The organism is Bradyrhizobium sp. Pha-3, assembly GCF_042258615.1.
Taxonomy (GTDB): Bacteria; Pseudomonadota; Alphaproteobacteria; order Rhizobiales; family Xanthobacteraceae; genus Bradyrhizobium.
This window is the reverse complement of record NZ_CP170152.1, coordinates 4375068-4400452: the sequence shown is the minus strand read 5'-3', so window position 1 is coordinate 4400452 and position 25385 is coordinate 4375068. Positions and strand designations below refer to the sequence as shown.

Sequence of the window (25385 nt, the reverse complement as noted above, 5' to 3'; positions counted from 1 at the left end):
GCGCGGGTCTCGATTCGACCGTCGCATGGCGCCGATCGTCATCTGAGGTGATACTTCCTGCCGTTGGTGTTCGGGTCGGTATTGTCGCTTGTCGAGAACATCAAGGCCGGCCCGAAATAACCCCAGCGATCCCGGTAAAGTCCAAATCGACCGGCTCCCTTGTCGATGATCTCCTGCTGGGTACTGTTCGCCGGGCCGAGAAGCCTGTCATCTTCATACAGCCGGGCAGTCTCGATCTTGCCATCCACGTATTTGACGGGGACGAGAAACGCGTGCCCCTGATAAAAGTGAAAGGTGCCGCGCAGAAGAAGTCTGTCGATCGGGCTCGCCGGAACCAGATAAAGCAGTGCACTCGACGCCAGGGCAAAAAGCGTCGATCCGATCACGATGCGCGTATTGGCGGATATTCTCAACGGCACTTTCCCCGGGCGTTTGCTCGCCAAGCGTCTCTGTACCGCGCGGCTTCATCGCATACAACCGACGGGCACCCGCCATCGCGTGCAAGAAGGCGCTCGGCAAGCCGCCGGCGAAATATCTCGACGACATCATGCAGGGTGGCGGTTCGGCGTTCGCGGCGCGCACCGATGGAGCCCTCGGAAGTTAGGAACGTCGGCCGAGCACAGCCGTTTTCAAGCTGTCGAGCACGCCGCATGCGAGCCCACGATCGCGACGTCACACGGCGAGCTGGCGCGTCACCGAACCAGACCAACAATTCAGGATGAGCATATGGCCGAAACCGGCACGTTTCTTCGCGTTCGCTGCGTCGACAACACGTTACAGCGGGACACGCTCGCGCTCGGGCGCGTCTACGAGGTGACGCGGGATATCGAACGTGACGGCTATTACGAGCTCAGCGGATTGGGTCGCTTCAGCCGGTCCAGATTCGAGGTCGTGGAGCCGCCGAACGATGACAGGACTAAAATCCGGCGGTGGTCCGGATCGAGATAGCAGGGGGACCCTCGAGCGGACCGCTATGACGCCAGCCGGAAGGCGATACCGGCCCCTTGGGGCGTTGCCTCGCAAAGGCGTGAACGGGCACCACCGCCGGTTGCCTTCATTTGGGCACCGAGCGGGAACAGGCTGGTGGTGCAAGGAGTAAAGGTGGCCATCGCAGGGGGTGCCTGCAGTGACGTATCGATCCCACAGCAGCTGGCAGGACGTGGATCTGCGTAATCTCGTCCGGGTCATATCGGCCTGCACCCTCGGGCTCTGGGCATTTGCGGCCGGCCTCCTGATCGGGACCTTCCTGCTTTGATATGGACTTGGACTGGGCTTGGCCTGGCGGACCCGCCGCCCCGCCTACCCGCCGCTCAGATGATGTGCGGCGACGAACAGGACGAGCGCGCTCAGCACCAGCGCTGACGCGGCGCCGGCAACGCCGCGGGCGAGTTCGGCCTTCGAAAGATTGGACCTGGTTGCCATCACAACCTCCTGTGCGTGCGAGCTGAGGCCGGTCCGCTCCGGCGGTGAGGCTCGCTCTCGCTGCTCGGACCACAATCGCATCATGAGGATGAACGCATCATGAGCAGAACGAATGGCCCGTGCTGCCGGTTCCAAATTCTGACCGCAGGTGGATCGCTTTCGGGGCGCGGGCGTTGGCCGCACGCGGCAAGCGGGCAAAGCCGCGCAGGAAGAAGGTCCGGAGCGCGCGAGCGTCCGCGCCTACCACTCGTCCGGACAGGGATCGACGATCTTCCAGAGATCGACGCCGTTCTTGATCTTCTTCATCTCGGTGGTGAGCCCGCCATTGCGGCGGATCCAGTCCTTCACCGTATCGGGATAATAGGACATCAGGTCGGAGGTACCCTCGAGGCTGGTGACCTTGATGCCGAAGGTGAAGGCCTTGTCGTAATAAGCCTGGTGGAAGCCGATGCTGGCCTTCGGCGTCACGCAGATCTTGTTCAGCGGCACGATGCCGAACACCAGCGTGCAGGCTGAGTTGCAGATGCCGTCGATCACGACGCGCTCGCGACGGTCGCGGATCTGCTTGTACTTGGCCTTGTACTCCTCGACATAGCCGCCATGGTCGCGCGTGATGTGCAGAACGGCTCGCGCTGGCGTGACCGCCAGAACCGAGAGCAGCAAAGCGACAAGGGACGTGATGCGCATGGAATGTTCGAAACCGACGGAAAGGCGGCCCGGGCGGACCTGACCGCAAGACTCTGGCCGGACTGTGTTGGCAATCCGTTAAGCATCCCCAAAAAGGCAAAATTTGGCGCGCTGTGGCCGATTTCCCGCAGCTTTTTGGCCGGAATCCGGGTTAAATGAAGTATTAGAGGACCTTGGACCGGCTGGAGAAGCCGATTCCCGCGTGAATGCCCGGAGGCCGCCAATGACCAAGACCAAGCTTTTCGCCGCCCTCGCCGTGACCGTTTCCCTGGCCATCCCGGCCCTCACCCCGGCTGCCGCGGCCGACCTCTCGGCCACCCCGCGCCACCACCGGCATCACCACCACGCGCATTGGGGCCTGCCCTACCACATCAGCTATCTGCATAATTACGGCCCCGGCGCGGCCGCCGGCAGCTTCGCCTATTACGACGGCCCGTCGACCAACAAGTGCTACCAGAGCTCAGCCGCCTATATCGGCCAGGATCATCGCCGGCATCCCTGCTTCTGAGCGCCAAGCAAGGCCGGCGGGACGCGCGGACGCCGCGCCGTCCCTGCTGGCCCCGACGGCCCAAGTCTGATAATCGACCCGCAACGCGCTCGTAGCTCAGCTGGATAGAGCATCGGATTTCGATTCCGAGGGTCGGGAGTTCGAATCTCTCCGAGCGCGCCATCGTTTTCATCGATCGTACAATGGCTTAGGACGAACCATTTTCGTTCTGGATGATCGCTTTCGTGCTGCGAGCAAGTTCAACCCGCTGCGAGCAAAATCAAGACATTACCAGCGCACTTGTTTTGAAATGCGATGTGCACAACGAGCAACGACCTCGACGCGGACGGCGCGCCGAGGTCGCCATTCTGTCAACTCCCGACCGGGTGGGGGTGTAAGGGTCGGGAGCCGACAGACTACCTCTGATACCGCCGCCCGTTCCGCCCCTAAGCAACGCCATTATGGGTTACTCCCGCCCGGCTTGCCGGAAAACGATATCTATTCGCCGCTTGTCGAGAGCTGGCCGAGCAAGGCCGTTAGCAAATCAGCAAGCAGGTCGGCGCAGGCTTCTCAAAGGGACGGGACCGGTTTGGGGAACGTCTTACGGTCTCCGTTTCGGAGGAGCTGGCGTACAGGCCCTGGCGCCGGCTCCTCTTTCCTAAAACCTGTGTATGCACTGCAACAGTCATTTTCCCCCGCATTTGCTAGATTGACGGCACTGGGAAATTTCAGGGCCCCAGCGCTGGGAATAAATGGCGCCGCCGGGACAAATCATTTCGAGCCCGGCGGCGTAGTTTTGGTCAGCATGACCGGGCCGAGCCCAGCAATCCGCTTCGTCGGTTCACCGTCCCAAGATGCGGGATCGCCGCACGGCGTCGTCAGCGCCGGGCCGACCACGCTTCCGCTCGTCAGTTGCAACGATACTTGCAGCAATCAGAGACAGCGCCTCGCAAACGCATTCCGATGCTTGGCGCAAATAGTCCTGTAGCTTCCCGACCTTCCCGACTGGGACTGGTACGACATCACGGTCCACCCGGAGATGCACTTGCTGCGGCAAGATTGGGGGGTCGATACTCGGCTGGACGGCGGCGAGGCAATCAACTTCGCGAAAGCGTTTCGGGCCGGTTCAAGTAGGCTGAGAATTCCAAGTCGCCAGCCTCTGCTTGATCTGCTCGGCCTGCTCCTTCGTCAGCTTCTCAGCCAAACTGTAATCGTTCAATTGGGCCGCCCCCTTGCGTTGCCGATCGTAAACCATCCAATCGGTGCTTCCTTTTCGAACGAGGAACCTTGGCTGCATCGGTACCGTGTAATTCACCGTAAACTCCGTCAGCAATATGAACGACCGCAATATCTTCTTAAACATAGCACTTGGTTTTCGATGCTTCTGTGAACTTACACACGTGCGCCGAACGCCCATGTAGATATTTCGACCGGTGCCCCCTACCCGAAACCACCTGCACAAAGACTGGCATCCGATCAACGACGTGCGGCGCGTAGTCATCATCGTCGTCGAACTGGACCATTATCTCGCCTTGCGCAGCCCGACATAGAGCGTTCCGCTTCGCTCCAATCGTCGTCGGCGTAGACTCGTGAAAGCATCGAGCCCGCGGATCACCGATTGCGTCGAACATGGTTCGGACTACCGTCGCGTTGCACGGAATCGATAATCCGTCTCGGGCTCTGACCGAGATTCGCGGGCGATGTAGACGGCTCCCAGGCCACAGAAGTGTGTCGCGCTCGCAACGTCACCACAGTTCCGTTTGTGGATGAGCGTGTTTGGACTTCACTGCGTCGCGCATTTGCCCTCTACTCATATCGGACCTTCGGCGGCGATTTTATTTCCAAGACGTCCATTTGAAATCGGGGTCCAGGAGGCCGCTGTTCAGCGGCCAGCGGCCTCTTTCGTTATTTGAGATTCATCGATTGAAATGACATCTTCCGACGCCAATCTGCGTCAATCGGACTGCCATTAGGTCATGGGGACAAGATGATTGAAGAACGCAAACCTTACGTGGCATTTGGAGTAGACCCGGCCGGCGTCGCACGCGCAACGTATGAACTTCGTTGCAGTGACGACGAAGAGGCAAAGCGCCGAGCTGAGGGTTTTTTGGACGAGCACGAGTTCGTCGAGTTGTGGATCGACTACAAGAGGATCGCTCGTCTGAAGCGAAGCTAGGACGAGCGTCGACGCGGCATCAAAATCCGAACGAATGCCTCATTTGAACTGCCATGCGTCGGATGGCGTAAGCTGCATGGCCGCTCGCGAAGTTCATCGGTTGAAGTCACCGGCGGGACTGGCTGCGCAGAACGAGCAGTAGAAGCCGGCCCGCTCCGATGCCGGCGAGGCCTCCTGCAACCTTGAAGATCGCGTCGGCCAGGTGGCCGTGCCGGTCAGGGGTCAGCAATTGCATTGCTTCGAGCGCGAACGCACTGAAAACGACCAAGAGCACGACCGGCATGGCGCGCCGGGGATAGCCTACCACAAAGGCCAATGCCATCACCGCGAACGCGGCGAAATGCTCGACGTGCGGATCAGCAGCAAACGAGGGGCGGTCCTGGATCGGGGACAGTGTGACAAACGCAATAAAGGCCAGCGCTAGCCAGCCAGTGACCATTCCGAACGTTCTAATCCTTGATGCAAGCAAGCAACGATTTCCAAGTCGTGGTGCCGCGGATGCCCGTCGCTGAATTAGCCCATCGCGCGCGTCAGCGACAGGCGGGATCGGCGCAAAAACGGGTCGCCCGCAAGGACTAATCCCGATGGCTTTCCCGTAGAGCCCCCGTAAGTCGAAATTCCAACTCGTCGGTGCGCAGCAAGCGCTACGATGAACAACGAGGGGGCGGCACCTCACCTTGAAACGCAGCGAGGCCGTTATGGAGCGCTTATACCTGGGCATCACCGTTACCAGCACATACGTCTTGGTCACGATTGCGCTGATCGTGGCTTTCATGCACTGACCGGCAGATAGGTCTGGCGCGGCTGGTCTTGTGGCGAGCCACAACAACTTTCACCGCTCACGCCCGACTATCGACGAGAGCCAAGGTTCCCATCTCTCCGGCATGGTCATTCCCCGAAAGTCGATCGAGGTGCCGCCGGAGGTCGCCCGCCAGTTTGCGGCCGACATGCAGGCCTACCACGCCGGGCAGGACGACAACGAACGAGATCGGATCACAGTTGGCAGCCAACATATGCTGCTGCAGCACAGTGTCGGCACCAAGTTGCGGTTGAGCGAGGTCAAACTTTTTGAGTTGATGCGATGAAGACTGTCTGGATCTACACGGACACAGCGAAAAAGGTCGGCGACGAGAACCACATCAAGGTCTTTGCAACGATCGAGGTCGCTGAAAAATGGCTAGAGGAAAACGCCCCTGACGGCGTAGCATTTGAGTACGACGTCCTGGAGTGACAATGGCAAAGGACTTCTTGCTGTCATTGCAATTGCCGCATTGGCTCATGATCGCCGGAGCACTGTTAGTGGTCGTCGGCTGCATAGGACTTTTGCCGAGGCATGGCTCGTCGACACCGCCATGATATTGCGCGCGGCCTTCACGCCAGCAACACCCCCCTTCCGTGTCTGACGCTGCCGCCCTGTGGCTCAAGCGGTGCAATGAGAAAGGCCTCGAGCGCTCAACCACATGTAGCTACGAGAAGCACGTCGATCTAAACATCAAGCCATTCATTGGCGCCAAAAAGCTCGTCGAGATGACCGCCTCGCGGTCAATGCCTATGCCGATCTTCTGCACGAAAAGGGACGGTCGCCCGAAATGGCCCGCCGGTGATCCGGTCTCTCGGCGGGATATTCCGGGAGGCTCAGCGGCGTGGCTTGTGCGCGGTCGACCCGGCCACCGGAATAGACCTGCATCTCCCCGGCCGCGAAGATCCGCGGAGCCTGCACAGCCGCGCCAAGGCGCGCCGCTGAGCTAGCTCCGCAAACTCTTCTCGCCGAACCAACGCCGGCAGGCGCGGCTGAAGCTCGTGGCGTCGGTGTAGCCGAGCGCGGCCGCCATCTCGTCGCGCGACTGGGTGCCCGCCGCGAGCATTGTCCGGGCGCGCTCGCGCAGCACGCCGTCGAGCAGCGGCCGGAATGCGCAGCCCGCCTCCGCCAGCCGCCGCACCAGCGTCCGCCGCGAGGTGCCCACGAGGCGCGCGGCCTCCTCCTCGCCGAGCCGCTGCGGCAGCCGCGCCGCAATCAGGCTCTCAACGATCCGCGCCAGCGCCGCAGTGTCCGAGCGCGGCTTCTCGATCTCCTCGAGCGCTTCGATCGCCTTGGCATGCAATTCCGGATCGGCAAACGGCGAAGGCCGCGCGCATAGCTGCTTCGGCACGTCGAAGATGAAGGCGTCTGCGTTGAACTTCACGGCGCAGGAATAATGCTGCATCAGCCGCTCCGCGCCCGCCGGCGGCGGCCAGGGAAACTGCAAGGTCGCCTGGTCGATCGCATCCTCGAGCAGTTGCGCATACACCGCGTGCACGTTGAGGCTGACCGCCAGCGCCACGGCGCGCCACAGCGCGCCGTCCATCGCGACGGCAGGAGAGATTTCGATCTGGATCGAGCGCGGCGTGGTGCGCAGCCGGTTGCGGATGAACGGCGCGCGGGTCGATCCGAAGCGCGCGCCGGTGTTGAGCGCATCCGCGACGGTCGGCGCCGTCCTGGTCGCGACATCGAGCGCGCCCTGCAGCGATGTCGACCAGACCGCCGCGGCCGACAACGGCCACAGCTCGCCATGCCGGCGGGTGATGTTGGCGGCGAGGATCACCAGCGACGACACCGGCATGTGAGCGCCGGGCTGGTCGAGCACGTCGTGCTGGATTGCGGTGCCCTGCAGCAGCTCGTCGCGTTCGCCGCGCGTCTTGCCGAACGCCCGCACCAGCGCCCGCGCATAGCTCACGGACACCGGCGTGCGAAGGACATCGGCCTCCGATCCCTGCATTGCCTCGGCCCTCCCTCGTGCGCGTCCAGCCGAACGGACCCGGTGGAACGGGTTTGGCGCAAAATGCCACAAAATTGGCTTGTTGGGAACTGGCGGCGCAGGCCCGCCTCGCGGCATCCTCTCGACAACAACGGCGAACGCCGCCTCGACAAGAGATGCTGGAGGGAATGCGATGATCTTCACGGGCACCAATGCCGCTGGCGAAACCATCACCTACCGGGACGGCAAGCGCTATCTGTGGATGCTCTCGTTCATCCCGCCGCTGATCCCGCTATTGTCCTACTGGCTCTTCCTGCGGACACACAATCCGCTGGTGACGCTGATTCCGTTCGTCTTCATCTTCATCCTGATCCCGCTGCTCGATGTCCTGATCGGCGAAGACACCCACAATCCGCCGGCCGAAGTGGTCGCTGCGATGGAGGCCGATCCGTATTATCTGCGGCTTGCGCGCATCACCGTGGTGTTTCCCTGGATCAACTACGTCACCCTGATCGCCTTCTTCGGCACGCAGGAGCTGCCGTGGTGGTCCTACATCGCCCTGCTGCTCGGCGTCGGCACCATCAATGGCGGTGCGCTCCTGATCGGGCACGAACTCGGTCACAAGGCTGACAGGCTCAACATCTTCTTCGGCATGCTCGCCAACTGCGCGGTGGGTTACGCCCACTTCCGCGTCGAGCATAATCGCGGCCATCACACCTGGGTCGCGACGCCGGAGGATCCCGCCAGCGCGCGGTTCGGTGAATCGATCTATGCGTTCGCGACGCGCGAACTGCCGGGCGCGTTCAAACGCGGCTGGCGCAATGAAGCCGAACGGCTGACCCGGCGCGGCGAGCCGGTCTGGTCGGTCAACAACGAGATCCTGCAGGGCTTTGCGCTCACGCTCGTCGTCGCGGCCATTCTGATCGCGCTGTTCGGCTGGAAGGTCGCGCCGTTCATCGTCGCGCACCATTTCCTCGGCTGGTACGCGCTGACCCAGGCCAATTATGTCGAGCACTACGGATTGCTGCGCGAGAAGCTGCCGAACGGCCGCTACCAGGCGGTCGAGCCGCGCCACTCCTGGAACACCAACCACATCGTCTCGAACCTGATGACGTTCCATCTGCAACGTCATTCCGATCACCACGCCAACCCGATGCGCCCGTACCAGTCGCTGCGCGATTTCGACGACATCCCGCGGCTGCCGAACGGCTACACGGGCATGTTCGGCCTTGCTGCGATCCCGCCGCTCTGGTTCCGCGTGATGGACCCGAAGACGCTGGCGTGGGCCGGCGGCGACAAGAACAAGCTCAATCTCGGCGACCGGCCGGTGAATGCGTGATTGCAGGTGTCGCCCGGCCGGCGAGCAGGCCGGGCAATCGTCGTCAATACGCTCGATGCGCGGTCAACGCGAGACGTAGCCCGCCGCAAGCGGCTTGAAGCGATAGATCAGATACGGGGCCTTGTTCTCGCCCTTGCCGCCATGGAACATCGCGGCCGCAGAGATTTGCGACGCCGATACGTACATGTAGCCGTCCGCCGACGCCGTGATCCCGTCAGGCCAGACCATCTCCGCATCGCTCAGATAGGTGCGATACTTGCGATCGGTCCCGACCACGCCCACCGACTTGCTCTCGACCGCGGTGAGATAGAGATTGCCGGCATAGTCGATCGAAAGCCCGCCATTGTTCGGCTTGTCTGAATAGCGCTCGACCTTGGCGCTGAGCTCGGCCGGCGCAAGTTTCTCGTCATTCAGGTCGGCAACGCGCACGCGGTAGATCGACCGGCCGCTGAGCGGCGCGAAATAGACCCATTCCGACCTGACATCCATGGTGATGCCATCGCAGCCGACCTTGATGATGGACGGCTTGCCGTCCTTGCCCGACACGGTGAGATCCTTGCCGTCCACCGTGATCGGCAGGTCCTCGGGAATCGTGGAGCGGTCGCCGTCAAGCACGCGCCTGGCGCGTCCGGTATCCATGTCGATGACAATGATCGCGGCATGCGATCCGTCGCCGCCGGGGCCGATATTCTCGTCGGCGATGTAGAACTTGCGATGCTTCTGATCGATGACGATGTCCTGCGGCTGCGAGCCCGGCCGCGTCACCGGATCGGGCATATAGTAGATGCGCTCGAGCCGGTCGCTGCGCGTATTCCATCCGACCAGCTTGGGCGTGATGTTGGTGCGGAATCCCATGTCGATGATCCACACCACACCATTCTCGTCCGACCGGAGCCCGAGCACGTTGTCGAGATACTGGTCGGTGCCTTTCCGCGGGGTATTCCACTCCGCGCTTGGAAATGGCTGCGACGTCGTCGGCGACGTCAACCTGGCGACCCTGATCTCGGGACTGAAGAACGGGTGATGGCTGAAGATGAGCTGGTTGTCCGGCGTGATGGCGATGTTGCCGACCGACTCCGGCAACCGCGCCACGATCTCGGCGTGAACCGCCTCATCCGCACGCGCGCTCGATAGCATTACGTTCGCCGTCATCGCGGCGATCAACAAAATCCCTCGCTTCACGCGGGTCCCCTCCCTGTTATCGTTGATGTGTCTTTGCGCGCCGGACCCGCCCTTGTCGGCAAGGTTCGGCTTTGCGGGATCGACGTTGCGCGCTAATTTGGGCGCTGACAATTACGCACAGGAATGTCCGGTAGTATCAGGGAGTGAACCATGAAGGGGCTTGATGCGAAGAACTATGACTGCGCGGTCGGCTGCCCCGTCGAGGCGACGCTCGATCTGATCGACGGCAAGTGGAAAGCCGTGATCCTCTACCACCTGCTCGGCGACACCATCCGCTTCAACGAACTCGGGCGGCGGCTGTCGCGGATTTCGCAACGCATGCTGACGCGGCAACTTCGCGAGCTCGAGAGCGCGGGCCTGATCCACCGCGAGATCTATCCGGAGGTGCCGCTGCGTGTCGAATATTCGCTGACGCCGCTCGGGCGCTCGCTCGAGCCCGTCATCCGGTCGCTGTGGAGCTGGGGCAATTCGTACCTGGAGACGCGCCGCCCCTCGCCGCGTGCTGTCAATGGTGCGTCAGCTCCGGCTCCCCGCGTCAGTTAGGGAACGGCTCAGGCTTTCCGCCGCTTCATCGCGCCGATGCCGAGGAACGATCCGTTGACGGACGGATACTGGCCGATGAATTCGAACGCATCGAAGCCCGGTGCTTCGAATTCCTTCAGCGCCTTCCAGAGCAACGTCGTATCAGGACAGGCCTGGGAGTGGATGTCGTGATGCACGATGATGCTGGCGTGGGAGCGCACCAGCAGATGATCCAGCATCGCTCCGCGCAGGCTGTGATCCCCGTCGATGAAGACGAAGTCGGGCTTCAGCCGGTCGACATGCGCACCGACCAGCGGAGAGGTCGAATAGGCCTGGAGATAAACCGGCTCGATGCCGGCCTGCTCCTGCAGCAGATCGAAATAGGTCGAGATGAAGGGCGTCGGCGCGATCGGATCGAGCGCGATCACGGTCTTGAGATCGGCGCCGCTGTTCTTCAGCCACTCCGCAACCAGGATGAACATGCCGCCCCAGCGGCAGCCGATTTCCATGTAGGAGGAAATGCCGGACGCGTTGCGCGCGAGCCAGGCCAGATACGGCGCGAGCTGGCTCGGATATTGCCAGAGGTGGAGGCCCTTGCCGAAGCTCGGCGCAAGCTCCGGCGGCTGCTCGTGAAGCAGTTCGTCATTGAGCCCCAGTGCGGGAATGAATTCACGTTCAAGGAATTCCACATCGAGCCGCTGAGACGGCGTCAATGCGGCGATGGTGCTGATCGCTTCACGCACGAACGGCGCAAGGTCGGCGAAACGCTGGTATCGGTCTTCTGGAGCTTGCTGGACGTTGAGCATCGGTGCGATCGGGCGAGGGTTGGACGGACGGGAGAGCGCTGGCGGCAAGTCTCCTCCTCCTTCAACGGCGCGAGCGCCCTTCCCGGGCGGAGAATCTTGCATTCCGCCGCGCTGATCGCGCGTCCATCCATGGCCCGTCTTGCCGCCGCCCGTCTCACCCGCTCGGGATCTTCCGACGCACGGCCTCCACGCCGGCATCGGTGACGCGATATTTCCGCCCCATCTCTGGCAGGATCCAGCCCTTCTCGATCATTCCAGCAATGGTGCTCGGGCCGACGCCCGCGGGAAACGGCCGGCGATGCCGGATCGCGTCGATCGCGACCCGCTCCAGATGGGTCGCGACATGCGAGGGGCGCGCGCGAAACGCCTTTGCCATGATCAGGACCGACAGCACCTCGGCGCGCCGGCGCACGGCCGACGCGCTGCGGGTCAGTTCGTTGCTGATCTCGAGAGCGTTCTTGCCGGCCCGGGCGAGTTCTCTGAGCTTCTCGTCCTCGTCAGAGCTCCAGCGTCGCACGATCCCCATCTGCCCCTCACCGCCCGGGTACCCATCTCGAACCGATGCATACGCAGCCGATGCTGATTTGCCATGTGACTTTTGGCACCTCTTGATGTGACGTTGGAGACTGTCGCCATCAAGAAGGCCGATTGCGGTGCCGTCCGATGCGGCACTCAGAAGCACGATCCGATTGAATCGGATCATGCTTCAATCTCTTTGTGTGATCGCGTTTCGCTTCAGTGCTTGCTGGGTTCAAGCGTGATGAGCACGCCGGTCGGTTCGGGCTCGTGCGGCCGCAGCGACGTCAGCTCCGGATCGCTCCACTCGGCTAGGCTCACCACCTCGCCGGTCTGCCCAGGCATGTCGGAGGTCTGGGCGGGTTCGAGCACCTTGAGCCCGGTGGTGTCGACGAAGAATGTGTGCTCGCCGAACACGCTGTTCAGCTGCGCCACCGCCGGATGATCATCCGGAAGCACCTGCGCGTTCAATTGCGTCATGGTCTGCTTGACTTGCGTGGAATTAAGCTTCATCCGCTGCTCCTTCTTTGTTGGTTCCGGCCTTGGATGTTTCCCTGGCTGGTTCCTCCCCGCCCGCGCCCGTCGCCGCGGGCTTCGAAGTCTCGAACCGATCAGGCCGCGAAACGTTCCGCTCGCGCGACGCATTGACCGCCTGCACGCGGGTTCCAGATCCATCGCTGCATGAAACGCGGCGCGCGACCGGACGTAGCCCCAGCATTGCCGGACGGCCAGATCGATCCGGGCGGAGGTTATGTCCGCCGCTGCTCCGAGGGTCGCATGTGGATCAGCGCATCGAGCACCAGGACAAGAACCGGACGCTGCTCGTCGTTGACAAGCTCCGTCTTGAAGATCACGACGGCGTCGCGCCGCTCCGGCCTGATGGTGATTTTCTGGATCCGGGATTGGCCCGTGAGCGTGGCGCCCGGGCGAACCGGGCTCGGCAAGCGGATCTCGAAGCTCCGCCCGACGATGCCCGCCACCTTGGTCCAGATCGCCTCCACGACGAGCCGCTGATAGATCGCAATGGTGTTGAAGCCGCTTGCGATCAGGCCGCCGAACGGGCCCGCCGCAGCTGCAACAGGATCGGTATGGATCGGCACCGGATCATATTTGCCGGCGAACTCAAGGATCTCGGCTTCGCCGATCGTGTAGGTACCAAGCTGGAATGTCTGGCCCTCGGTGAGATCTTCCGCATACAGCATCGCGCGCCTCCGTTCTGTCGCGCGACGATAGACCAATGCTGCAGGCTTTCCATGACCTCCGGCGTCATGTCCTTCGCGCGCCGGACTTCGTGCGCAAAGACGAGACGCGCGCGGCGCCGGCCGCTCGCGTCTCGCTGCAGGCTCCCCGCGGCTATCGCAGCCGCGCTGCCCTCGCCTTTGCGGCCTTCACGGTGTTCTCCATCAGGCAGGCGATCGTCATCGGGCCGACGCCGCGCGGCACCGGCGTGATCGCGCCGGCGACCTGCACCGCCTCGTCGAAGAAGACGTCGCCACACACCGCATAGCCGCCGTCCGGCTTCTCGACGCGCGTGGTGCCGACGTCGATGACGATGGCCTGCGGCTTGATCCAGTCGCCGCGCACGAGCCCAGCCTTCCCCACCGCGCTGACCAGGATATCGGCCTGACGGCAGATCTTGCTGATGCCGCGGGTGTGGATGTGGGTCTGCGTCACCGTCGCCTGCTCCTGCAGCAGCAGCGCGGCCATCGGCTTGCCCACGATGTTGGAGCTGCCGATCACCACGGCATGAGCGCCGGTGAGATCCGGCCGGATCGACTTGATCAGCCTGAGACAGCCGAGCGGCGTGCACGGCACCAAGGCATCGTCGCCGTGAAACAGCCGGCCAGCGTTCAGCGCGTGCAGGCCGTCGACATCCTTCGCGGGATCGACCGCCGCCATCACGCGCAAGGCATCGATATGCGCCGGCAGCGGTAGCTGGATCAGGATGCCGTCGACATCGTCGCGTGCGTTGAGCGCGTCGATCCTGGCAAGCAGGTCGGACTCGCTGGCGTCATCCGGCAGGCGTTCGACCTCGCCGCGCAGGCCAAGCCGCTCGGCCATCCTGACCTTGCTCTGTACGTAGATCTGGCTCGCCGGGTCACAGCCAACCAGCACGACCGTGAGCCCGGGCGCGCTGGGCAGCCGGTCCAGTTCGCTCGCAACCTTGTCGATGACAATTTGGGCATGTGCATGCCCATCAAGAATGTTCGCCGTCATGGCACCTCCGTTTCGAAGCGGTGCCCAGGCGCGCGGCGTTCAGTCTCTGCGCTCCCCGATGGTGGTCCATCCAAGCGCCAGTCGCGCAGATGGCGCCGTCATAGCCGCCCGGCCCGGCAAACGCAAATCACGCTCGCTGCGGCCGAACCGGCGACGAATTGCCCCCGCTTTTGCCGGTGGATCGGTGCCGGGCGGCCCCCTCCGGGGGTAGGATTCGGGCAGAACTTGCGATAAGCCTCGGCGCTTGCCGGGCTTTTCCGATCCCCGGCGCCATCCTTCCGGTCATCACGCCACTCGGACATTTTCACCATGAGACATATCATCCTCGCGCTGGCGCTCCTCTGCCCGGCTGCCGCGCTTGCTCAAGGCACCGCTCCAGCCACCACTCCACCCCCCGCCGCCGACAAGCCGGCGGCGGCCCCGCAGCCGATGGTCGGCGACAAGCCGCTGGTCCAGGTCGGCAAGAAATCGGCGGCCAAGAAGGGCGAGAAGGCCGCAGCATCCGGCAAGCCGCAATCGGTCGCGCAGAAGCTCCAGGCCTGCCAGGACATCGACGACGCCACCAAGGAGCGGCTGATGTGCTACGACGAGATCTTCAAGCCGCAGCCCAAGCCGAAGGTCGCCCCTGCCAAGGGTGTCGCCGAATGCCGGTTCGTCAAGGAAGAGGACGAGCGGCTGACCTGTTACAACGGCTTCGCCGACAAGATTCCGCGCCTGCCGCGCTAACCGGTTCCGGCCACCCGGGCGCCTTCGCGCAACCGGTTACCCGCCTGATCTGGCGGACATGGAAATGCCGCCGCAACCATTTGCGGCGGCGTATCGATTGCCGGTTGCGGCGTGTCCTCGCTTACCAGGTACCGAAGCCGCCGAAGAAGCCCATGCGCGGCTGCTGCTGCGCGATACGGTAAGGCTGATACATGCCGGGCTGGGCCAGCCGCATCGGCTGCTGGGAATGGATATGGCTGCGCGCAATCTTGCGCTTCTTCGGCGCCTGCACCGGCTGCTCGGCCGGCTTCGCCTCGGCCACGACCGCGCCCTTCTGCGCGTCAGCCTTCTCCGGCGGAATGAACTGGGCGAACGTGTCACGGACGCGGCCCTCCGCTGACGCATCGCCGGCAGCCGGCGGGGTCGCCGCGGCAACCGCGTTGACCTGCGACGGAACGATGGTCGGCATGTTGGTGTCGTACACCACCCGCTCCGGCAGTTTCTGGGTCGACTTGATGCGTACCATGGTCTTGTTGTCGACGCCGGGCGACGACAGACCCTGACCGGTGACCACGGCCTCCTGCGGAACGATGGCATTGACGATGAAGAGCAGCGCGAGCAGCACGCCACCAACGAACAGGAAATAACGCGCCACAGGCATTTGGTAGCTCCCCCCGCGCTACGGGCGCGGTCCATCACGACGCGACGACACCACTCATCGCGCAACGAGTTCATTCGTCTGCGCATGTTTACCCGGACAGACGCCATCCTGCGCTTCCGGGTCGTTCTCTAACGGTCGGCTTATTAGTTAGTTCCTGCCTGGCCGTTACGGTTCACCCGGCAAGTCAATTCCCGGTCACTTTTTCGGGATGCAGGGTTCGGAGCGTTTTCGAGCGAAGTGGGTACCGGTTCGCGTGAAGAAAACGCGTCAAAACAAGAAGCTAGAGCTTCGGTTCTGATTAAATCAGAACCGAAGCTCTAGGCGCGGCTGGCGGTCACGACCGTGCATTTCGCCTTGTTTGCGTTAACGTTTACGAACCCGATCAGCATCTGGGGGTAGGTCTTGCGGCTCTTCATGGCGATGGTGTCCGGGATCAGCCGCTTACGCTCGGTCACGGGGCTGCCGTCGCTGCGGATGAAGGCGCAGGCGATCTCGATATCCTTCACCGCGAAATCATTGGCATTGCGCAGCGTCAGGGTGACCAGCACCTTCGAACCCAGCCCGCCGCGCCGCCACGACTGTGAGGCGATCCGCAGCCTGTCCAGCGGCGATCTCTCGGTGCCCAGCTCGGACGCTCTGGGATCCCCGGCTGGCTGCGCGGCGGTGGCGACGCCGACCGTGGTCGGTTCAGCTGCCGGCGCGGCCGGCGCATCCTTTGCGGCTTGATTTGCGATTTGGGCAGGCTGCGACCCCGTCGATGCATCCGGCACGGTGCGGATGACGGCTGAAGACGCCGGCCTGACATCCTGGTCTCCGGCATCGCTCGGCTCGGGGAGCATGAACCACGCTGCAATTCCCGCGACCGCGATCGTCGACAGCAACAGGCTGGCGTAAAGGCCGCCCTCACCGAGACGTCCGGCGTCAAACCTTCGAAACGACGCCAAGCCGATCCGCATCGTCGTGCCCTCACCCTCGACGCCCGTTCAAGCCGCCACCCAGCACAGAAGCCGCAGGCATCGCAGCATGCGGCATCCGGGACGGCCGCAGGTCGAGCGGCCACGTGAGAAACAATCACCGACGGCCGGAATGGTTTCGTTGCGGGACGACAATCTTGCGGCTGGCATCACGGAGGGATGGTATCCCAACGGGCCGCTCGCTAGATTTGCGCCGCCCGAGAGCGAGTGCCGCGCACCCAAGCGCGCGCGAGAACAACAAGGAGACCGCGATGCCTGTCGTCACCTGGGACCATGTCCATCTGCGCAGCCCCGATCCCGAGGCCACCGCGACCTGGCTGCGCGACATACTCGGCGGCGAGATCATCCGCGGCCCCGGCCGCATCGACGTCCGGCTCGGCGGCGCCAAGGTGTTCATCGCGGAGGTGACGCAAGGCGACGGCGTCAACGCCGCGCCGGTGACGCCGTATCAGGGGCTCGATCATATCGGCCTGACCGTGAAGGACATCGACGCGGTCGCGGCCGAGATCAAGGCCAAGGGCGTCGAGTTCACCAAGGAGCCGACCACGATCCGCCCCGGCGTGCGGATCTGCTTCATCCGCGGCCCGCAGGGCATTTCGATCGAACTGCTCGAGCGCGACCAGAAATACGCGTGAGCGACGACCGCTCCGCTACGTCATGCTGCCGGGCATGAAGCAGCGGATCGTCACGCCCATATAGCTCTTGATCGGCCAGACCATCGCACGGCCGACCCGGTTGGGTTCGGTGACCACTGCCTCGTCGGGGACGTCGACCCAGGCTCCGTCGAGACGCACGCGGTAGTGCCCGTCCTTCGATTCCCAATCGACGTCGCTGACCGCGCTGCCGTCGGCATCCGAGCAGCATGGCCCCTTGCCGCTGCGCAGACCGTCGAACCATTCCTTGAGCGGCGAATTGGCGTAGCGGCCGTCGGGATCGCGCGCCCGCGCGATTTGAACGGCTGCGGCCAGCACCAGCATCATCAGCCCGAGAGACACCATCACACGGCCCGCACGACGGGCCCAAGTTCCATTGGCATTGCGAGGGCGCGCCAAACGACCGCCCGATTCAATCCAGTCTGACATGTGTTCGCTCCAGCACTCACCGGCCAGTGCAACCAGAGCTATGCATTTCGCGGGCCAGTTCGATTCGCGCGCACGGTCCGCTGTCATCGCGCCGTCACACCGCCTGGCAGGAACCGAGGGTTCACGGTCACTCCGGACACCCCCGGAATCAACCTGCCGCATTGCACGAGGTTGCTCGCTTTGGCATAAAAAACCAATCCGGATTGCTGCGGGCGCGGCGGCCGGTCCATGGGACGTTATGAAGAACGGGCTGTACTCAATCCACGTCACCCTGCTGGACGGACGCGTCGGCAAGGGCAGCGGAGTGATTCTTTTCCGCGACGGGCAAATTCTCGGCGGCGATGCCTATCTCTATTACACCGGCAGCTACACCGTGAAGGGTGACGCGTTCAAGGGCGAGGTCCTCGTGCAACGCCACACCACGCCGCGCGAGACCGACAACCCGCTGTTCGGCGGGCCCGCGCCGGTCGGCATCGGCGTCTCCGGCACTTTCACCGACACCCGCGGCACCATGAGTGGAACCGCGCTGGTCGGCAAGGCAAGCCTGATCTTCGGCGCAACGCTGCACAAGCTCGCGGATATCAATTAGGGAATTGAAACGGTGGTTTTAGTCCCGTCATCCTGAGGAGCCGCGAAGCGGCGTCTCGAAGGATCGACGGCCACCGGCCGGGCCGTGCATCCTTCGAGACGCCGCTTCGCGGCTCCTCAGGATGACGGGGATAGTACGCAACGGCCGATCCACGTCATTGCGAGCGAAGCGAAGCAATCCACCGCACCGCAAGCGGAAAGATGGATTGCTTCGTCGCCAACGCTCCTCGCAATGACGCCGTTGGAAACGCCGCCTCACGTCGCGCCGTGCGCCTCGACGTAGAGTGCGTAGATCGAATGACATGACGCCATGTACAGACGGTTGTTCTTGGGTCCGCCGAAGGTCAGGTTTTCGCAGCGCTCCGGCAGCCGGATGAAGCCGAGCGGCTTGCCCTGCGGGCTGAACACCATCACGCCGTCGAGATCCTCGGGCTTGCCCTTGAGCTGATAGACCTTGCGGCCGCCCGTCTCGCTCGGCTCCGGTTGCAGCGCGCCGTTGCTCCCCCAGCCGCACCACAGATTGCCGTCGCGATCGACGCGGAAGCCGTCGAGCGATCCCTGGTCGGCGGCGTCGATCAGCTTGGTCTTGCTGCCGACCGTGCCATCGGCATTGACGTCGTAGCTCCAGATGCTGCGGTTCGGCGTGCCCTTCCACTCGACGACGTAGAGCTTCTTCTCGTCCGGCGAGAACGCAAGCCCGTTGGGATTGACCAGATCGGTGATGACGGCGCTCAGCTTTCCGTCGGTGCCGATCCGGAACACGTTGGTGTTGTCCTGCTCGCGCTTGGCCTTGAAGCCCTCCCACTCGCCGGCGATGCCGAACACCGGATCGGTGAACCAGATCGTGTCGTCGGACTTCACCACGATGTCGTTCGGCGCATTGAGGCGCCTGCCCTCGAAATTGTCGGCCAGCACGGTGATCGTGCCGTTCTTCTCGGTGCGCGTGATCCGCCGCGTCACCGAATGCTCGCAGGTGACAAGCCGCCCCTGGCGGTCGCGGCTGTTGCCGTTGGCGAAATTGGCAGGGCTGCGGAAGACGCTGAGGCTGCCGTCCTTCTCGCTGTATTTCATGATGCGGTTGTTGGGGATGTCGCTGAACAGCAGATAGCCACCTTCGGGGAAGTATACCGGCCCTTCCGCCCAGCGCATGCCGGTGGCGACCTGCTCCAGCGTAGAGCTGTAGAGCCGGTACTTGGCAAAAGCCGGATCGAGGATTTCGACGGCCGGATCCGGATAGCGCTGATTGGGCTTGAACGGGAACGACTGCGCCATGGCGCGGCCGGTCGCTGCGCTCGCCATGCCCGCGCCGATGCCGGCCATCAGATTGCGCCGTGAAATCATGTCGTCCTCCCTGCCTGTACCGTCCGTTGATCCTGGGTCGGCTGAGCGAGCCGTAGGAGCGTTGGCGCTGATGGTCCAATGCCGTTCGGGCATCGATCGATGCCGATCCAATATTGGTCATCTCACCATCGCAGCTGCGTCCCGACCCGTCACCCTGAGGAGCGCGCTCTTGCGCGCGTCTCGAAGGGTGCGCGGCCCGGTTGAGGGCCATCGATCCTTCGAGACGCGCTTCGCGCTCCTCAGGATGACTGGTCGGAGCGACGACGCGGCCTACTCCGCCGCCTGCTCCAGCGGCGCGACGCGCGGCAGGATCATCTGGATGCGGGTGCCGTTGCCCGGCACGGAATCGAGCGAGAGCCGGCCGCCGAGGCGGTTGGTGACGATGCTGTAGACGATGTGCAGCCCGAGCCCGGTGCCGCCCTGGTCGCGCCGCGTCGTGAAGAACGGATCGAAGGCGCGGCGGCGCACGTCGAGGCTCATGCCGCAGCCATTGTCGGCGAAGATCACCTCGACATAGTCGTTGCCGGAGGCGTGGACCTGGATCTCGACCTCGCCGGCCTTGCCGTCCGGGAACGCATGCGCGACCGCGTTGAGGAACAGGTTGGTCAGCACCTGGCCATACGGTCCGGGATAGGAATTCATGATCAGGTTCGGCTCGCAATCGACGTTGAGCGTCAGATTGTGCTTGCGCAGGCCGGGCCGCAGACTCATCACCACCTGCTCGGTGAGATCGCCGAGATCGAAGGTGCGCTGGTCCGAATAGTTGCGGTCGGCGGCGACCTGCTTGAACGACTGGATCAGCTCGGCGGCGCGGTTCAGATTGGCGACGAGCTGCGAGGAGGCATCCCGCGCCGTGTTCAGGAAGTCATTGAGGCTCGAGCGGCGCAGGTCGCCGCGTTCGACCTGGGTCGCAAAGTTTGCGGTCTTGCGCTCCAGCGCGGAGGCCACCGTGAGGCTGATGCCGACGGGGTTGTTGACCTCATGGGCGACGCCGGCGACCAGGCGGCCGAGCGCGGCGAGCTTCTCGGCCTCGATCAGCGAATTCTGGGTTTCCCGCAGATTGCGCAGCGTAGCTTCCGCGGAATCCCTCGCCTTGCGCATCTCCTGTTCGGAGCGCTTGCGCTCGCCGATGTCGAGCGCGACCGTGACGATGTTCTCGATGTCGCCCTGGGCATCGAGGATCGGCAGCTTGTTGACGAGCCATTGCCGCATGTTGCCGGCTGCGTCCTTGTACTCTTCTTCATAGAAACCAAGCTCGCGGCGCGCCGACAGGACGCGCTTGTCGTTCTCGTCGGTCTTGGCTGCGCCGTAGCGCGACATCAGCTCGGCGGTGGTTTGGCCGATCGCGTCCTGCGGCTCGATGCCGAAGATGCCCGCCATGTAGCGGTTCATCAACACATAGCGCAGGTTGCGTTCCTTGACGTTGATGACGGCGGGCACCGTGTCGATGACCATCTGCAGCAGCCGGCGGCCTTCGGCGATGGCATCCTCGGCGCGCTTCTGGTCGGTGATGTCGCGCACCGTGCCCTCGTAGCGGATCACCTCGCCCTCGTCGTTGCGCACAACTGTCGCCGAATCGGACAGCCACAGCACGGTGCCGTCGCGCGAGCGCACCTGATACTCGTAGTCACGCACAGTTCCGTCGCGCTGCATCAGCTGCTGGTACTGCTGGCGCGCAGCCGGATCGACATAGACGGTGGAGGCGATGTCGCCGATCCCGTTGATCAGGTCCTGCGGCGTGGCATAGCCCATCATCCGCGCCAGCGCCGGATTGGCGTTGAGCAGCGCGCCGCCCGGTGTCGTGACGTAGATGCCGTCGACCGATGCCTCGAACAGCTTGTGGTAGCTCTCCTCGGCGAGCCGCTGCTCGGCAAGCGCGCGCAGTGCGGACTCGCGCGCGCTGTCGGCGTCGACCAGGGTCTGGCGGAACACTTCGGCGGCGCGCGCGATGTCGCCGATCTCGTTGTCGAGGTCGGCGCCCGGAATGAACGCGCTCTTCTCGCCGCCCGCGACCTTGCGGATCGAGCCGGCGATCCTGGCGAGCGGGCGAACGGTGCGGCGAACCACCAGCACCGAAGCGAACAGGCCGATCAGCACCCCCGCCGTGCCGAGCACGATGCTCTGCCATTTTGCCTCCGCCAGGGTGCGCGCGAAATCGCGCGACAGCACGTGGCCGCGGCGGGAGCTGAGCTCGCGCAACAGTTCGGTGACCTTCTGGATCAAGCGGCCTTCGGCGCCGAGCACCTCGCGGTCGATGTCGGCGATCTGGCCCTCGCGCACCGAAATCGCGCTGATCGCCTCGGCATAATTGTCGACCGCGCCGCGCAGGGCTGGATCGGCGATGGTCATCGCCCGCATGCTCTGCGCAGCCTGCTCGGCGGCCGACGTGTTGTGCGCCAGGAGCGCGGTGGCAATGCGGCTCTGCGCCTCCGACAGCGTGTTGGCCAGCGCCGCATCGTTGCTCGCAGCGACCGCCTTGTCGAACGCATCGCGCAGCGGCGGCAGCCCGGCGACGATCTCGGCGCGGCGGCTGAGCAGCGCCGAGATGCGCTCGATCCCGCTGCGATAGGTCGCCAGCCGCTGGGTGACGCCGTCGATCATGTCCTGCTGCTCGGGCGCCAGCTCGATCCGGGTCTTCTTCAGGATCTCGCTCAGCGACTGGGCCGCCTCCGCGACCTGGGCCGACTGGTTTCCGGGCTCGGTGACGAAGTCCCGCGCCGCCAGCCGCAGCTCGTTGGTGCGACGGTCGATATCCTCGGCGATGTCGCCGACGCTTTGCAGCCGCTGCAGCTCGGCGAAAGTCGTATCGATGTGGCGGATCGCAATCACGCTGGCCGTGGACGTGATGATGATCACAGCCAGCACCAGCAGGAAGCTGCCGAACGTGAGCTGGCCAATGGAGAGGGAGAACGCACGCGGCGCTTGCGAATTCGGCGGCAATTCAGCGGTCATGTCATCAAGGCCGGGGTCCAATGCACCCCAATATATGGGAAATTACGGGCTTTGGGGAAACATGCTGAAAGGCCAAGCCGGCCGGCGGTGTGACCTGTGTCACCCGGGAGGCCGCCGGTGACCGATTCCGGCACAGGGCAGCATTCGGGCTGGCCGGCCTCGTCATGCGCCGGCGGTCGCCCGCGCCGGGACGTCATCGCGGCGATGACCTCAAGCCGTGGTGGCCCTTCGCGAAGGAATCGTCATCGCGGCGACGCCGATCACGACGCAGGCGAGCCCGATCCACGCCGTCGGGCTCAGCCGTTCGCCCAGAAAAACGACGCTGAGCGCAACCCCGATCGGCACCCGCAGATAGGCCTGCGCGGTGGTGCCGACCGAACCCAAGGTCTGGATCAGGCGAAAGTAGATCACGAAGGCGATCGCGGTCGAGAACACCGCAAGCGCCAGCAAGGCGAGCAGCGAACTGGTCGACGGCGTCAGCGTCCACGGCCGGTCGACGGCGAGGCTGAGCGGAATCAGGACCGCCGCGCCCGCGATCAGCGAGCCCGCGGCCGGCGCCATTGGATCGAGCCCCTTGAAGCCGCGGCTGAAGATCGCGGCGCAGGCGTAGCAGATGGTGGCGGCGACGATCGCGATCTCGGCCACGATGCCTTCGCCGATATCGCGTAACGCATCGACGCCGACGATCAGGCAGATGCCGGCCATACCGGCAATCACCCCGAACAGCTTGCGCGGGCTCGCGGCCTCATGGCGGGTGATCGCGGCCGTGAACAGGAAGGTGAAGATCGGCGAGGCCGAATTGAGGATGGTGGCGAGGCCGGCATCGACGAAGCGTTCGCCCCAGGCGATCAGCGTCCACGGGATCACGCTGTTGAGGCAGGCCTGGAAGATGAAGCGGCGCCAGGTCGCACCGTCCGTCGGCATCGTCACGCCGCGCATCCGCATGATGACGAGCAGCAAGAGCCCTGCGATTGCAGTGCGCGCCGCGATCAGCGTGATCGGCGGGATGGTCGCGACGCCGAGCTTGATGAAGGTGTAGGAGCCGCCCCAGAGGGTGGCGAGCGCTAGCAGCAGCGCCAGCTCGAAGCCCATAGAGGGCTGGCGCGTGTCGCCGGTCGCGGGACCGATCACGACGCGCCCCTTGCAAGCCAAGCAGCGGTCGCCGCAAACAGGCCTTCGCGCCCGTGTTCAAGATGCATCAGATGCGTTGCCCTCGGCACGACGACATCGGCCTTGTTGGATGCGCCCAGCGCTTGTGTCAGCCAGGCTGCATCGGCCTCCTGACAAAGGTTGTCCCATTCACCACGGACGATCAGCGTCGGAGCCTGGACGCCGCGCGGATCGTAGGCGAGCTGCCCCGACATCGCGGCGATGATGTCGGCCTGCGGCCCGTTTGGAATCCGGACCGCCGGCGGGTTGCGTCCGGCCGCGCAGGCATCGCTTGCCAGATAGGCAGGCCCCCACTCGGCGAGGTCAGGCTCGATCAGCACCGGCGGATGCGACGGTGGGACGTCCTCGACAAATCGCTTCAATTGATCCGCGATGGAGACCTCGCGCCATGCGCCGATGCTCTCGGGGAACGGCAGCCCGCCCAACTCCCGCCGGACGATCGGCCCGAACAGCACGAGGCGGCCGACGGCATCCGGACGATCGGCTGCAATGCGGCCGGCCACCATCGTGCCCCATGAGTGCGCGACGATATGAACCGGCGCGCCGCCACGCGCCTTGCGGATGTAATCGATCACAGCACCGACCTGAACGGCGACATCTCGCGCCCGGCCGAGCGGCGCGACACCGCTCGCGGGCACCGACATCTGCCGCGGCCGGCTCGAGCCGCCGAAGCCGATGAAATCGAATCCCCAGACGTCAAAGCCGCCGGCATTGAGATCGTCCGCCCAGGAGCGCCCGCCAAAGCGATAGCCGACCGACAGCGCCGACGGGAACGTCGCGCCGTGAACGTACAGCACGGGATCGCCTGCGCCCGGCCAGTGCCGCAGCAGCAGCGTGTCGTCGCTGCCGGGCAATGTCAGATGGATTTCGTCGGATATTGGCGTTTCGAAAGATGCTTGCACGTCGGCTCCTTTTGCGCCGGGCAATTGGCCCAGTGCGGTGACCGACGTGGTTATAGCGAGCTTCCGGTGGCGATACTTCGATACTCGCCGAAGTTTTGCAGCGCCGGCGCGGGCGACCTCAGCCCATCGCGCCGACGTCGAACACCTCGCCGTCGTAGCCGGCTTCCTTGGGAATGCGGAGCTGGCGGCCGGTGGCGGTCTTGGTCATCACGGGCATGACGGCGACGATCGACTTGCCCTTGCTGTCGGCGAGCGCGGCACCGACATTCGGCTGCTTGCCGAGCCTGATCAGATTGCGCGTGGTCGGGAACGGCAGCTTGAAGCGGCCGGTCTCGCCGCCTTCCAGCGCCTCGCGCGTCGACACCCAGATCGAGTCGGTCGATTCCTTGCCGTCATGGGCGCCGAGCTGCTCGGGCGGTGCGGCAGCGAGGAAGAACCAGGTGTCGAAGCGCTTCGGCATGCCCTCCGGCGTGATCCAGTGCGCATACGGCACGAGCTCATCGAGCGCCAGCACCATGCCGTTGTCGGTCAGCACCTTGAGGAAGGTGATCTTGCCTTCGTTCAACGCCGCTCGATGTGCAGTCGCGATCTCGTTCGCACGCCGGGCGTCGACCAGGTCCTTCGATCCCTGTGGCCGCGCCAGCAGGATGCCGCTCTCCTCGAAGGTCTCGCGGATCGCGGCGATGCGGAAACCGAGCGCGTCGCCGTCAAGGCCTTCGCCACCCGAATAGAGAGCAGGATCGGCGGCGATCTCCTTGTCGTTCTTGTCGACGCTGCCGCCCGGAAACACCAGCGCCCCCGAGTTGAACTCGATCTGATGATGGCGGACCATCATGAAGACTTCGATTTCGCGTGACGACGCACCGTCACGCAGCAGCAGCACGGTCGACGCAAGGCGCGGGGCAACGATCTCTGTCATAA

At 64.1% G+C, this 25385-nt stretch carries 30 protein-coding genes, 1 tRNA gene and 1 riboswitch; of the genes, 11 read left to right on the top strand and 20 right to left on the bottom strand.

Annotated features, from left to right (window positions below):
- Positions 1-38: 38 nt before the first annotated feature.
- Positions 39-443, bottom strand: coding sequence for a hypothetical protein (locus tag ACE10Z_RS20845; protein WP_375789552.1), 405 nt, complete (start codon positions 441-443; stop codon positions 39-41).
- 283 nt (positions 444-726) lie between these two features.
- Here ACE10Z_RS20845 and ACE10Z_RS20840 point away from each other — a divergent pair, with 283 nt between their 5' ends.
- A complete protein-coding gene (locus ACE10Z_RS20840) occupies positions 727-948 on the top strand; it encodes a hypothetical protein (protein ID WP_375789551.1) in 222 nt (73 codons plus the stop codon).
- A 351-nt stretch (positions 949-1299) separates the two neighbouring features.
- Here ACE10Z_RS20840 and ACE10Z_RS20835 read toward each other — a convergent pair whose 3' ends face one another.
- A complete protein-coding gene (locus ACE10Z_RS20835) occupies positions 1300-1422 on the bottom strand; it encodes a hypothetical protein (protein ID WP_256459054.1) in 123 nt (40 codons plus the stop codon).
- A gap of 240 nt (positions 1423-1662) precedes the next feature.
- A complete protein-coding gene (locus tag ACE10Z_RS20830) occupies positions 1663-2109 on the bottom strand; it encodes a hypothetical protein (protein WP_375789550.1) in 447 nt (148 codons plus the stop codon).
- Positions 2110-2112: 3 nt separating this feature from the next.
- On the opposite strand from ACE10Z_RS20830, the gene ACE10Z_RS20825 reads away from it, so the two are divergent.
- The 3 genes from ACE10Z_RS20825 to ACE10Z_RS20815 all read left to right on the top strand — a co-directional run bounded on the left by ACE10Z_RS20825 (position 2113) and on the right by ACE10Z_RS20815 (position 2779).
- Complete coding sequence (locus ACE10Z_RS20825) at positions 2113-2268, top strand: hypothetical protein (RefSeq protein WP_375789549.1); 156 nt, start codon at positions 2113-2115, stop codon at positions 2266-2268.
- A 64-nt stretch (positions 2269-2332) separates the two neighbouring features.
- Entirely contained in the window at positions 2333-2617 is a 285-nt protein-coding gene (locus ACE10Z_RS20820) for a hypothetical protein (protein WP_375789548.1), read from the top strand.
- Between the two features lie 85 nt (positions 2618-2702).
- Positions 2703-2779 (top strand) — tRNA-Arg (locus ACE10Z_RS20815).
- Between the two features lie 943 nt (positions 2780-3722).
- Here ACE10Z_RS20815 and ACE10Z_RS20810 read toward each other — a convergent pair.
- Complete coding sequence (locus ACE10Z_RS20810) at positions 3723-3911, bottom strand: hypothetical protein (protein WP_375789547.1); 189 nt, start codon at positions 3909-3911, stop codon at positions 3723-3725.
- A gap of 967 nt (positions 3912-4878) precedes the next feature.
- Complete coding sequence (locus ACE10Z_RS20805) at positions 4879-5211, bottom strand: VanZ family protein (protein ID WP_375789546.1); 333 nt, start codon at positions 5209-5211, stop codon at positions 4879-4881.
- A 373-nt stretch (positions 5212-5584) separates the two neighbouring features.
- On the opposite strand from ACE10Z_RS20805, the gene ACE10Z_RS20800 reads away from it, so the two are divergent.
- Complete coding sequence (locus ACE10Z_RS20800) at positions 5585-5857, top strand: hypothetical protein (protein WP_375789545.1); 273 nt, start codon at positions 5585-5587, stop codon at positions 5855-5857.
- Positions 5854-6003 carry a hypothetical protein gene (locus ACE10Z_RS20795; RefSeq protein ID WP_375789544.1) on the top strand — a complete coding sequence of 50 codons (150 nt, stop codon included), beginning with the start codon at positions 5854-5856 and terminating at the stop codon, positions 6001-6003. The genes ACE10Z_RS20800 and ACE10Z_RS20795 overlap by 4 nt, the downstream gene beginning before the upstream one ends.
- Positions 6004-6517: 514 nt before the next feature.
- Here ACE10Z_RS20795 and ACE10Z_RS20790 read toward each other — a convergent pair.
- Positions 6518-7528: a helix-turn-helix domain-containing protein gene (locus tag ACE10Z_RS20790; RefSeq protein WP_375789543.1), complete on the bottom strand. Its 1011-nt coding sequence runs from the start codon at positions 7526-7528 to the stop codon at positions 6518-6520.
- Positions 7529-7700: 172 nt separating this feature from the next.
- On the opposite strand from ACE10Z_RS20790, the gene ACE10Z_RS20785 reads away from it, so the two are divergent.
- Positions 7701-8846 carry an alkane 1-monooxygenase gene (locus ACE10Z_RS20785; RefSeq protein WP_375789542.1) on the top strand — a complete coding sequence of 382 codons (1146 nt, stop codon included), beginning with the start codon at positions 7701-7703 and terminating at the stop codon, positions 8844-8846.
- 63 nt (positions 8847-8909) lie between these two features.
- On the opposite strand, the gene ACE10Z_RS20780 is transcribed toward ACE10Z_RS20785, so the two are convergent.
- On the bottom strand, positions 8910-10028 hold the full coding sequence (locus tag ACE10Z_RS20780; RefSeq protein WP_375789541.1) for an L-dopachrome tautomerase-related protein: 1119 nt from the start codon (positions 10026-10028) through the stop codon (positions 8910-8912).
- 150 nt (positions 10029-10178) lie between these two features.
- Here ACE10Z_RS20780 and ACE10Z_RS20775 point away from each other — a divergent pair, with 150 nt between their 5' ends.
- A complete protein-coding gene (locus tag ACE10Z_RS20775) occupies positions 10179-10571 on the top strand; it encodes a winged helix-turn-helix transcriptional regulator (RefSeq protein WP_375789540.1) in 393 nt (130 codons plus the stop codon).
- Positions 10572-10579: 8 nt separating this feature from the next.
- Here the strand turns inward: ACE10Z_RS20775 and ACE10Z_RS20770 are convergent, their stop codons facing one another.
- The 5 genes from ACE10Z_RS20770 to ACE10Z_RS20750 all read right to left on the bottom strand — a co-directional run bounded on the left by ACE10Z_RS20770 (position 10580) and on the right by ACE10Z_RS20750 (position 14089).
- Positions 10580-11404: a hypothetical protein gene (locus ACE10Z_RS20770; protein ID WP_375789539.1), complete on the bottom strand. Its 825-nt coding sequence runs from the start codon at positions 11402-11404 to the stop codon at positions 10580-10582.
- A gap of 106 nt (positions 11405-11510) precedes the next feature.
- Positions 11511-11882 carry a hypothetical protein gene (locus tag ACE10Z_RS20765; protein ID WP_223967410.1) on the bottom strand — a complete coding sequence of 124 codons (372 nt, stop codon included), beginning with the start codon at positions 11880-11882 and terminating at the stop codon, positions 11511-11513.
- Between the two features lie 209 nt (positions 11883-12091).
- Complete coding sequence (locus ACE10Z_RS20760) at positions 12092-12385, bottom strand: hypothetical protein (RefSeq protein WP_342728547.1); 294 nt, start codon at positions 12383-12385, stop codon at positions 12092-12094.
- Positions 12386-12621: 236 nt separating this feature from the next.
- On the bottom strand, positions 12622-13074 hold the full coding sequence (locus ACE10Z_RS20755) for a MaoC/PaaZ C-terminal domain-containing protein (RefSeq protein ID WP_375789538.1): 453 nt from the start codon (positions 13072-13074) through the stop codon (positions 12622-12624).
- 151 nt (positions 13075-13225) lie between these two features.
- Positions 13226-14089 (bottom strand): bifunctional 5,10-methylenetetrahydrofolate dehydrogenase/5,10-methenyltetrahydrofolate cyclohydrolase, encoded by an 864-nt coding sequence (locus tag ACE10Z_RS20750; protein WP_375789537.1) that lies wholly within the window; start codon positions 14087-14089, stop codon positions 13226-13228.
- Positions 14090-14104: 15 nt separating this feature from the next.
- Positions 14105-14184, bottom strand: a riboswitch (ZMP/ZTP riboswitch).
- A gap of 214 nt (positions 14185-14398) precedes the next feature.
- Between ACE10Z_RS20750 and ACE10Z_RS20745 the strand changes: the two genes are divergently transcribed.
- Positions 14399-14815, top strand: coding sequence for a hypothetical protein (locus tag ACE10Z_RS20745; RefSeq protein ID WP_375789536.1), 417 nt, complete (start codon positions 14399-14401; stop codon positions 14813-14815).
- Between the two features lie 121 nt (positions 14816-14936).
- Here the strand turns inward: ACE10Z_RS20745 and ACE10Z_RS20740 are convergent, their stop codons facing one another.
- Both ACE10Z_RS20740 and ACE10Z_RS20735 read right to left on the bottom strand, forming a co-directional pair.
- Positions 14937-15455 carry a hypothetical protein gene (locus ACE10Z_RS20740; RefSeq protein ID WP_375789535.1) on the bottom strand — a complete coding sequence of 173 codons (519 nt, stop codon included), beginning with the start codon at positions 15453-15455 and terminating at the stop codon, positions 14937-14939.
- A gap of 317 nt (positions 15456-15772) precedes the next feature.
- On the bottom strand, positions 15773-16336 hold the full coding sequence (locus ACE10Z_RS20735; protein WP_375789534.1) for a hypothetical protein: 564 nt from the start codon (positions 16334-16336) through the stop codon (positions 15773-15775).
- A gap of 344 nt (positions 16337-16680) precedes the next feature.
- Between ACE10Z_RS20735 and ACE10Z_RS20730 the strand changes: the two genes are divergently transcribed.
- Complete coding sequence (locus ACE10Z_RS20730; RefSeq protein WP_375789533.1) at positions 16681-17064, top strand: VOC family protein; 384 nt, start codon at positions 16681-16683, stop codon at positions 17062-17064.
- A 15-nt stretch (positions 17065-17079) separates the two neighbouring features.
- Here ACE10Z_RS20730 and ACE10Z_RS20725 read toward each other — a convergent pair whose 3' ends face one another.
- Positions 17080-17511 carry a hypothetical protein gene (locus ACE10Z_RS20725; RefSeq protein ID WP_375789532.1) on the bottom strand — a complete coding sequence of 144 codons (432 nt, stop codon included), beginning with the start codon at positions 17509-17511 and terminating at the stop codon, positions 17080-17082.
- A 238-nt stretch (positions 17512-17749) separates the two neighbouring features.
- Here ACE10Z_RS20725 and ACE10Z_RS20720 point away from each other — a divergent pair, with 238 nt between their 5' ends.
- Positions 17750-18100, top strand: coding sequence for a GrlR family regulatory protein (locus ACE10Z_RS20720; protein WP_092114933.1), 351 nt, complete (start codon positions 17750-17752; stop codon positions 18098-18100).
- Between the two features lie 254 nt (positions 18101-18354).
- Here the strand turns inward: ACE10Z_RS20720 and ACE10Z_RS20715 are convergent, their stop codons facing one another.
- From ACE10Z_RS20715 to ACE10Z_RS20695, 5 genes are all read right to left on the bottom strand, one after another.
- Entirely contained in the window at positions 18355-19440 is a 1086-nt protein-coding gene (locus ACE10Z_RS20715; protein WP_375789531.1) for an SMP-30/gluconolactonase/LRE family protein, read from the bottom strand.
- A gap of 270 nt (positions 19441-19710) precedes the next feature.
- Complete coding sequence (locus ACE10Z_RS20710) at positions 19711-22392, bottom strand: PAS domain S-box protein (RefSeq protein ID WP_375789530.1); 2682 nt, start codon at positions 22390-22392, stop codon at positions 19711-19713.
- Between the two features lie 210 nt (positions 22393-22602).
- Positions 22603-23484, bottom strand: a complete 882-nt coding sequence (locus ACE10Z_RS20705; RefSeq protein WP_375789887.1) for a DMT family transporter — start codon at positions 23482-23484, stop codon at positions 22603-22605.
- 35 nt (positions 23485-23519) lie between these two features.
- Positions 23520-24464 (bottom strand): alpha/beta hydrolase, encoded by a 945-nt coding sequence (locus ACE10Z_RS20700; RefSeq protein ID WP_375789529.1) that lies wholly within the window; start codon positions 24462-24464, stop codon positions 23520-23522.
- A 118-nt stretch (positions 24465-24582) separates the two neighbouring features.
- Positions 24583-25383 carry an NUDIX hydrolase gene (locus tag ACE10Z_RS20695; protein ID WP_375789528.1) on the bottom strand — a complete coding sequence of 267 codons (801 nt, stop codon included), beginning with the start codon at positions 25381-25383 and terminating at the stop codon, positions 24583-24585.
- Positions 25384-25385: the final 2 nt, after the last annotated feature.

Excerpts from the sequence above, each read along its gene's own strand:
- ACE10Z_RS20840 (WP_375789551.1), top strand. The coding sequence starts at position 727 with ATGGCCGAAACCGGCACGTTTCTTCGCGTTCGCTGCGTCGACAACACG.
- ACE10Z_RS20835 (WP_256459054.1), bottom strand. The coding sequence starts at position 1,422 with ATGGCAACCAGGTCCAATCTTTCGAAGGCCGAACTCGCCCGCGGCGTT.
- ACE10Z_RS20830 (WP_375789550.1), bottom strand. The coding sequence starts at position 2,109 with ATGCGCATCACGTCCCTTGTCGCTTTGCTGCTCTCGGTTCTGGCGGTC.
- ACE10Z_RS20825 (WP_375789549.1), top strand. The coding sequence starts at position 2,113 with ATGTTCGAAACCGACGGAAAGGCGGCCCGGGCGGACCTGACCGCAAGA.
- ACE10Z_RS20820 (WP_375789548.1), top strand. The coding sequence starts at position 2,333 with ATGACCAAGACCAAGCTTTTCGCCGCCCTCGCCGTGACCGTTTCCCTG.
- ACE10Z_RS20805 (WP_375789546.1), bottom strand. The coding sequence starts at position 5,211 with ATGGTCACTGGCTGGCTAGCGCTGGCCTTTATTGCGTTTGTCACACTG.
- ACE10Z_RS20795 (WP_375789544.1), top strand. The coding sequence starts at position 5,854 with ATGAAGACTGTCTGGATCTACACGGACACAGCGAAAAAGGTCGGCGAC.
- ACE10Z_RS20790 (WP_375789543.1), bottom strand. The coding sequence starts at position 7,528 with ATGCAGGGATCGGAGGCCGATGTCCTTCGCACGCCGGTGTCCGTGAGC.
- ACE10Z_RS20785 (WP_375789542.1), top strand. The coding sequence starts at position 7,701 with ATGATCTTCACGGGCACCAATGCCGCTGGCGAAACCATCACCTACCGG.
- ACE10Z_RS20775 (WP_375789540.1), top strand. The coding sequence starts at position 10,179 with ATGAAGGGGCTTGATGCGAAGAACTATGACTGCGCGGTCGGCTGCCCC.
- ACE10Z_RS20765 (WP_223967410.1), bottom strand. The coding sequence starts at position 11,882 with ATGGGGATCGTGCGACGCTGGAGCTCTGACGAGGACGAGAAGCTCAGA.
- ACE10Z_RS20760 (WP_342728547.1), bottom strand. The coding sequence starts at position 12,385 with ATGAAGCTTAATTCCACGCAAGTCAAGCAGACCATGACGCAATTGAAC.
- ACE10Z_RS20755 (WP_375789538.1), bottom strand. The coding sequence starts at position 13,074 with ATGCTGTATGCGGAAGATCTCACCGAGGGCCAGACATTCCAGCTTGGT.
- ACE10Z_RS20750 (WP_375789537.1), bottom strand. The coding sequence starts at position 14,089 with ATGACGGCGAACATTCTTGATGGGCATGCACATGCCCAAATTGTCATC.
- ACE10Z_RS20745 (WP_375789536.1), top strand. The coding sequence starts at position 14,399 with ATGAGACATATCATCCTCGCGCTGGCGCTCCTCTGCCCGGCTGCCGCG.
- ACE10Z_RS20740 (WP_375789535.1), bottom strand. The coding sequence starts at position 15,455 with ATGCCTGTGGCGCGTTATTTCCTGTTCGTTGGTGGCGTGCTGCTCGCG.
- ACE10Z_RS20730 (WP_375789533.1), top strand. The coding sequence starts at position 16,681 with ATGCCTGTCGTCACCTGGGACCATGTCCATCTGCGCAGCCCCGATCCC.
- ACE10Z_RS20725 (WP_375789532.1), bottom strand. The coding sequence starts at position 17,511 with ATGTCAGACTGGATTGAATCGGGCGGTCGTTTGGCGCGCCCTCGCAAT.
- ACE10Z_RS20720 (WP_092114933.1), top strand. The coding sequence starts at position 17,750 with ATGAAGAACGGGCTGTACTCAATCCACGTCACCCTGCTGGACGGACGC.
- ACE10Z_RS20715 (WP_375789531.1), bottom strand. The coding sequence starts at position 19,440 with ATGATTTCACGGCGCAATCTGATGGCCGGCATCGGCGCGGGCATGGCG.
- ACE10Z_RS20710 (WP_375789530.1), bottom strand. The coding sequence starts at position 22,392 with ATGACCGCTGAATTGCCGCCGAATTCGCAAGCGCCGCGTGCGTTCTCC.
- ACE10Z_RS20705 (WP_375789887.1), bottom strand. The coding sequence starts at position 23,484 with ATGGGCTTCGAGCTGGCGCTGCTGCTAGCGCTCGCCACCCTCTGGGGC.
- ACE10Z_RS20695 (WP_375789528.1), bottom strand. The coding sequence starts at position 25,383 with ATGACAGAGATCGTTGCCCCGCGCCTTGCGTCGACCGTGCTGCTGCTG.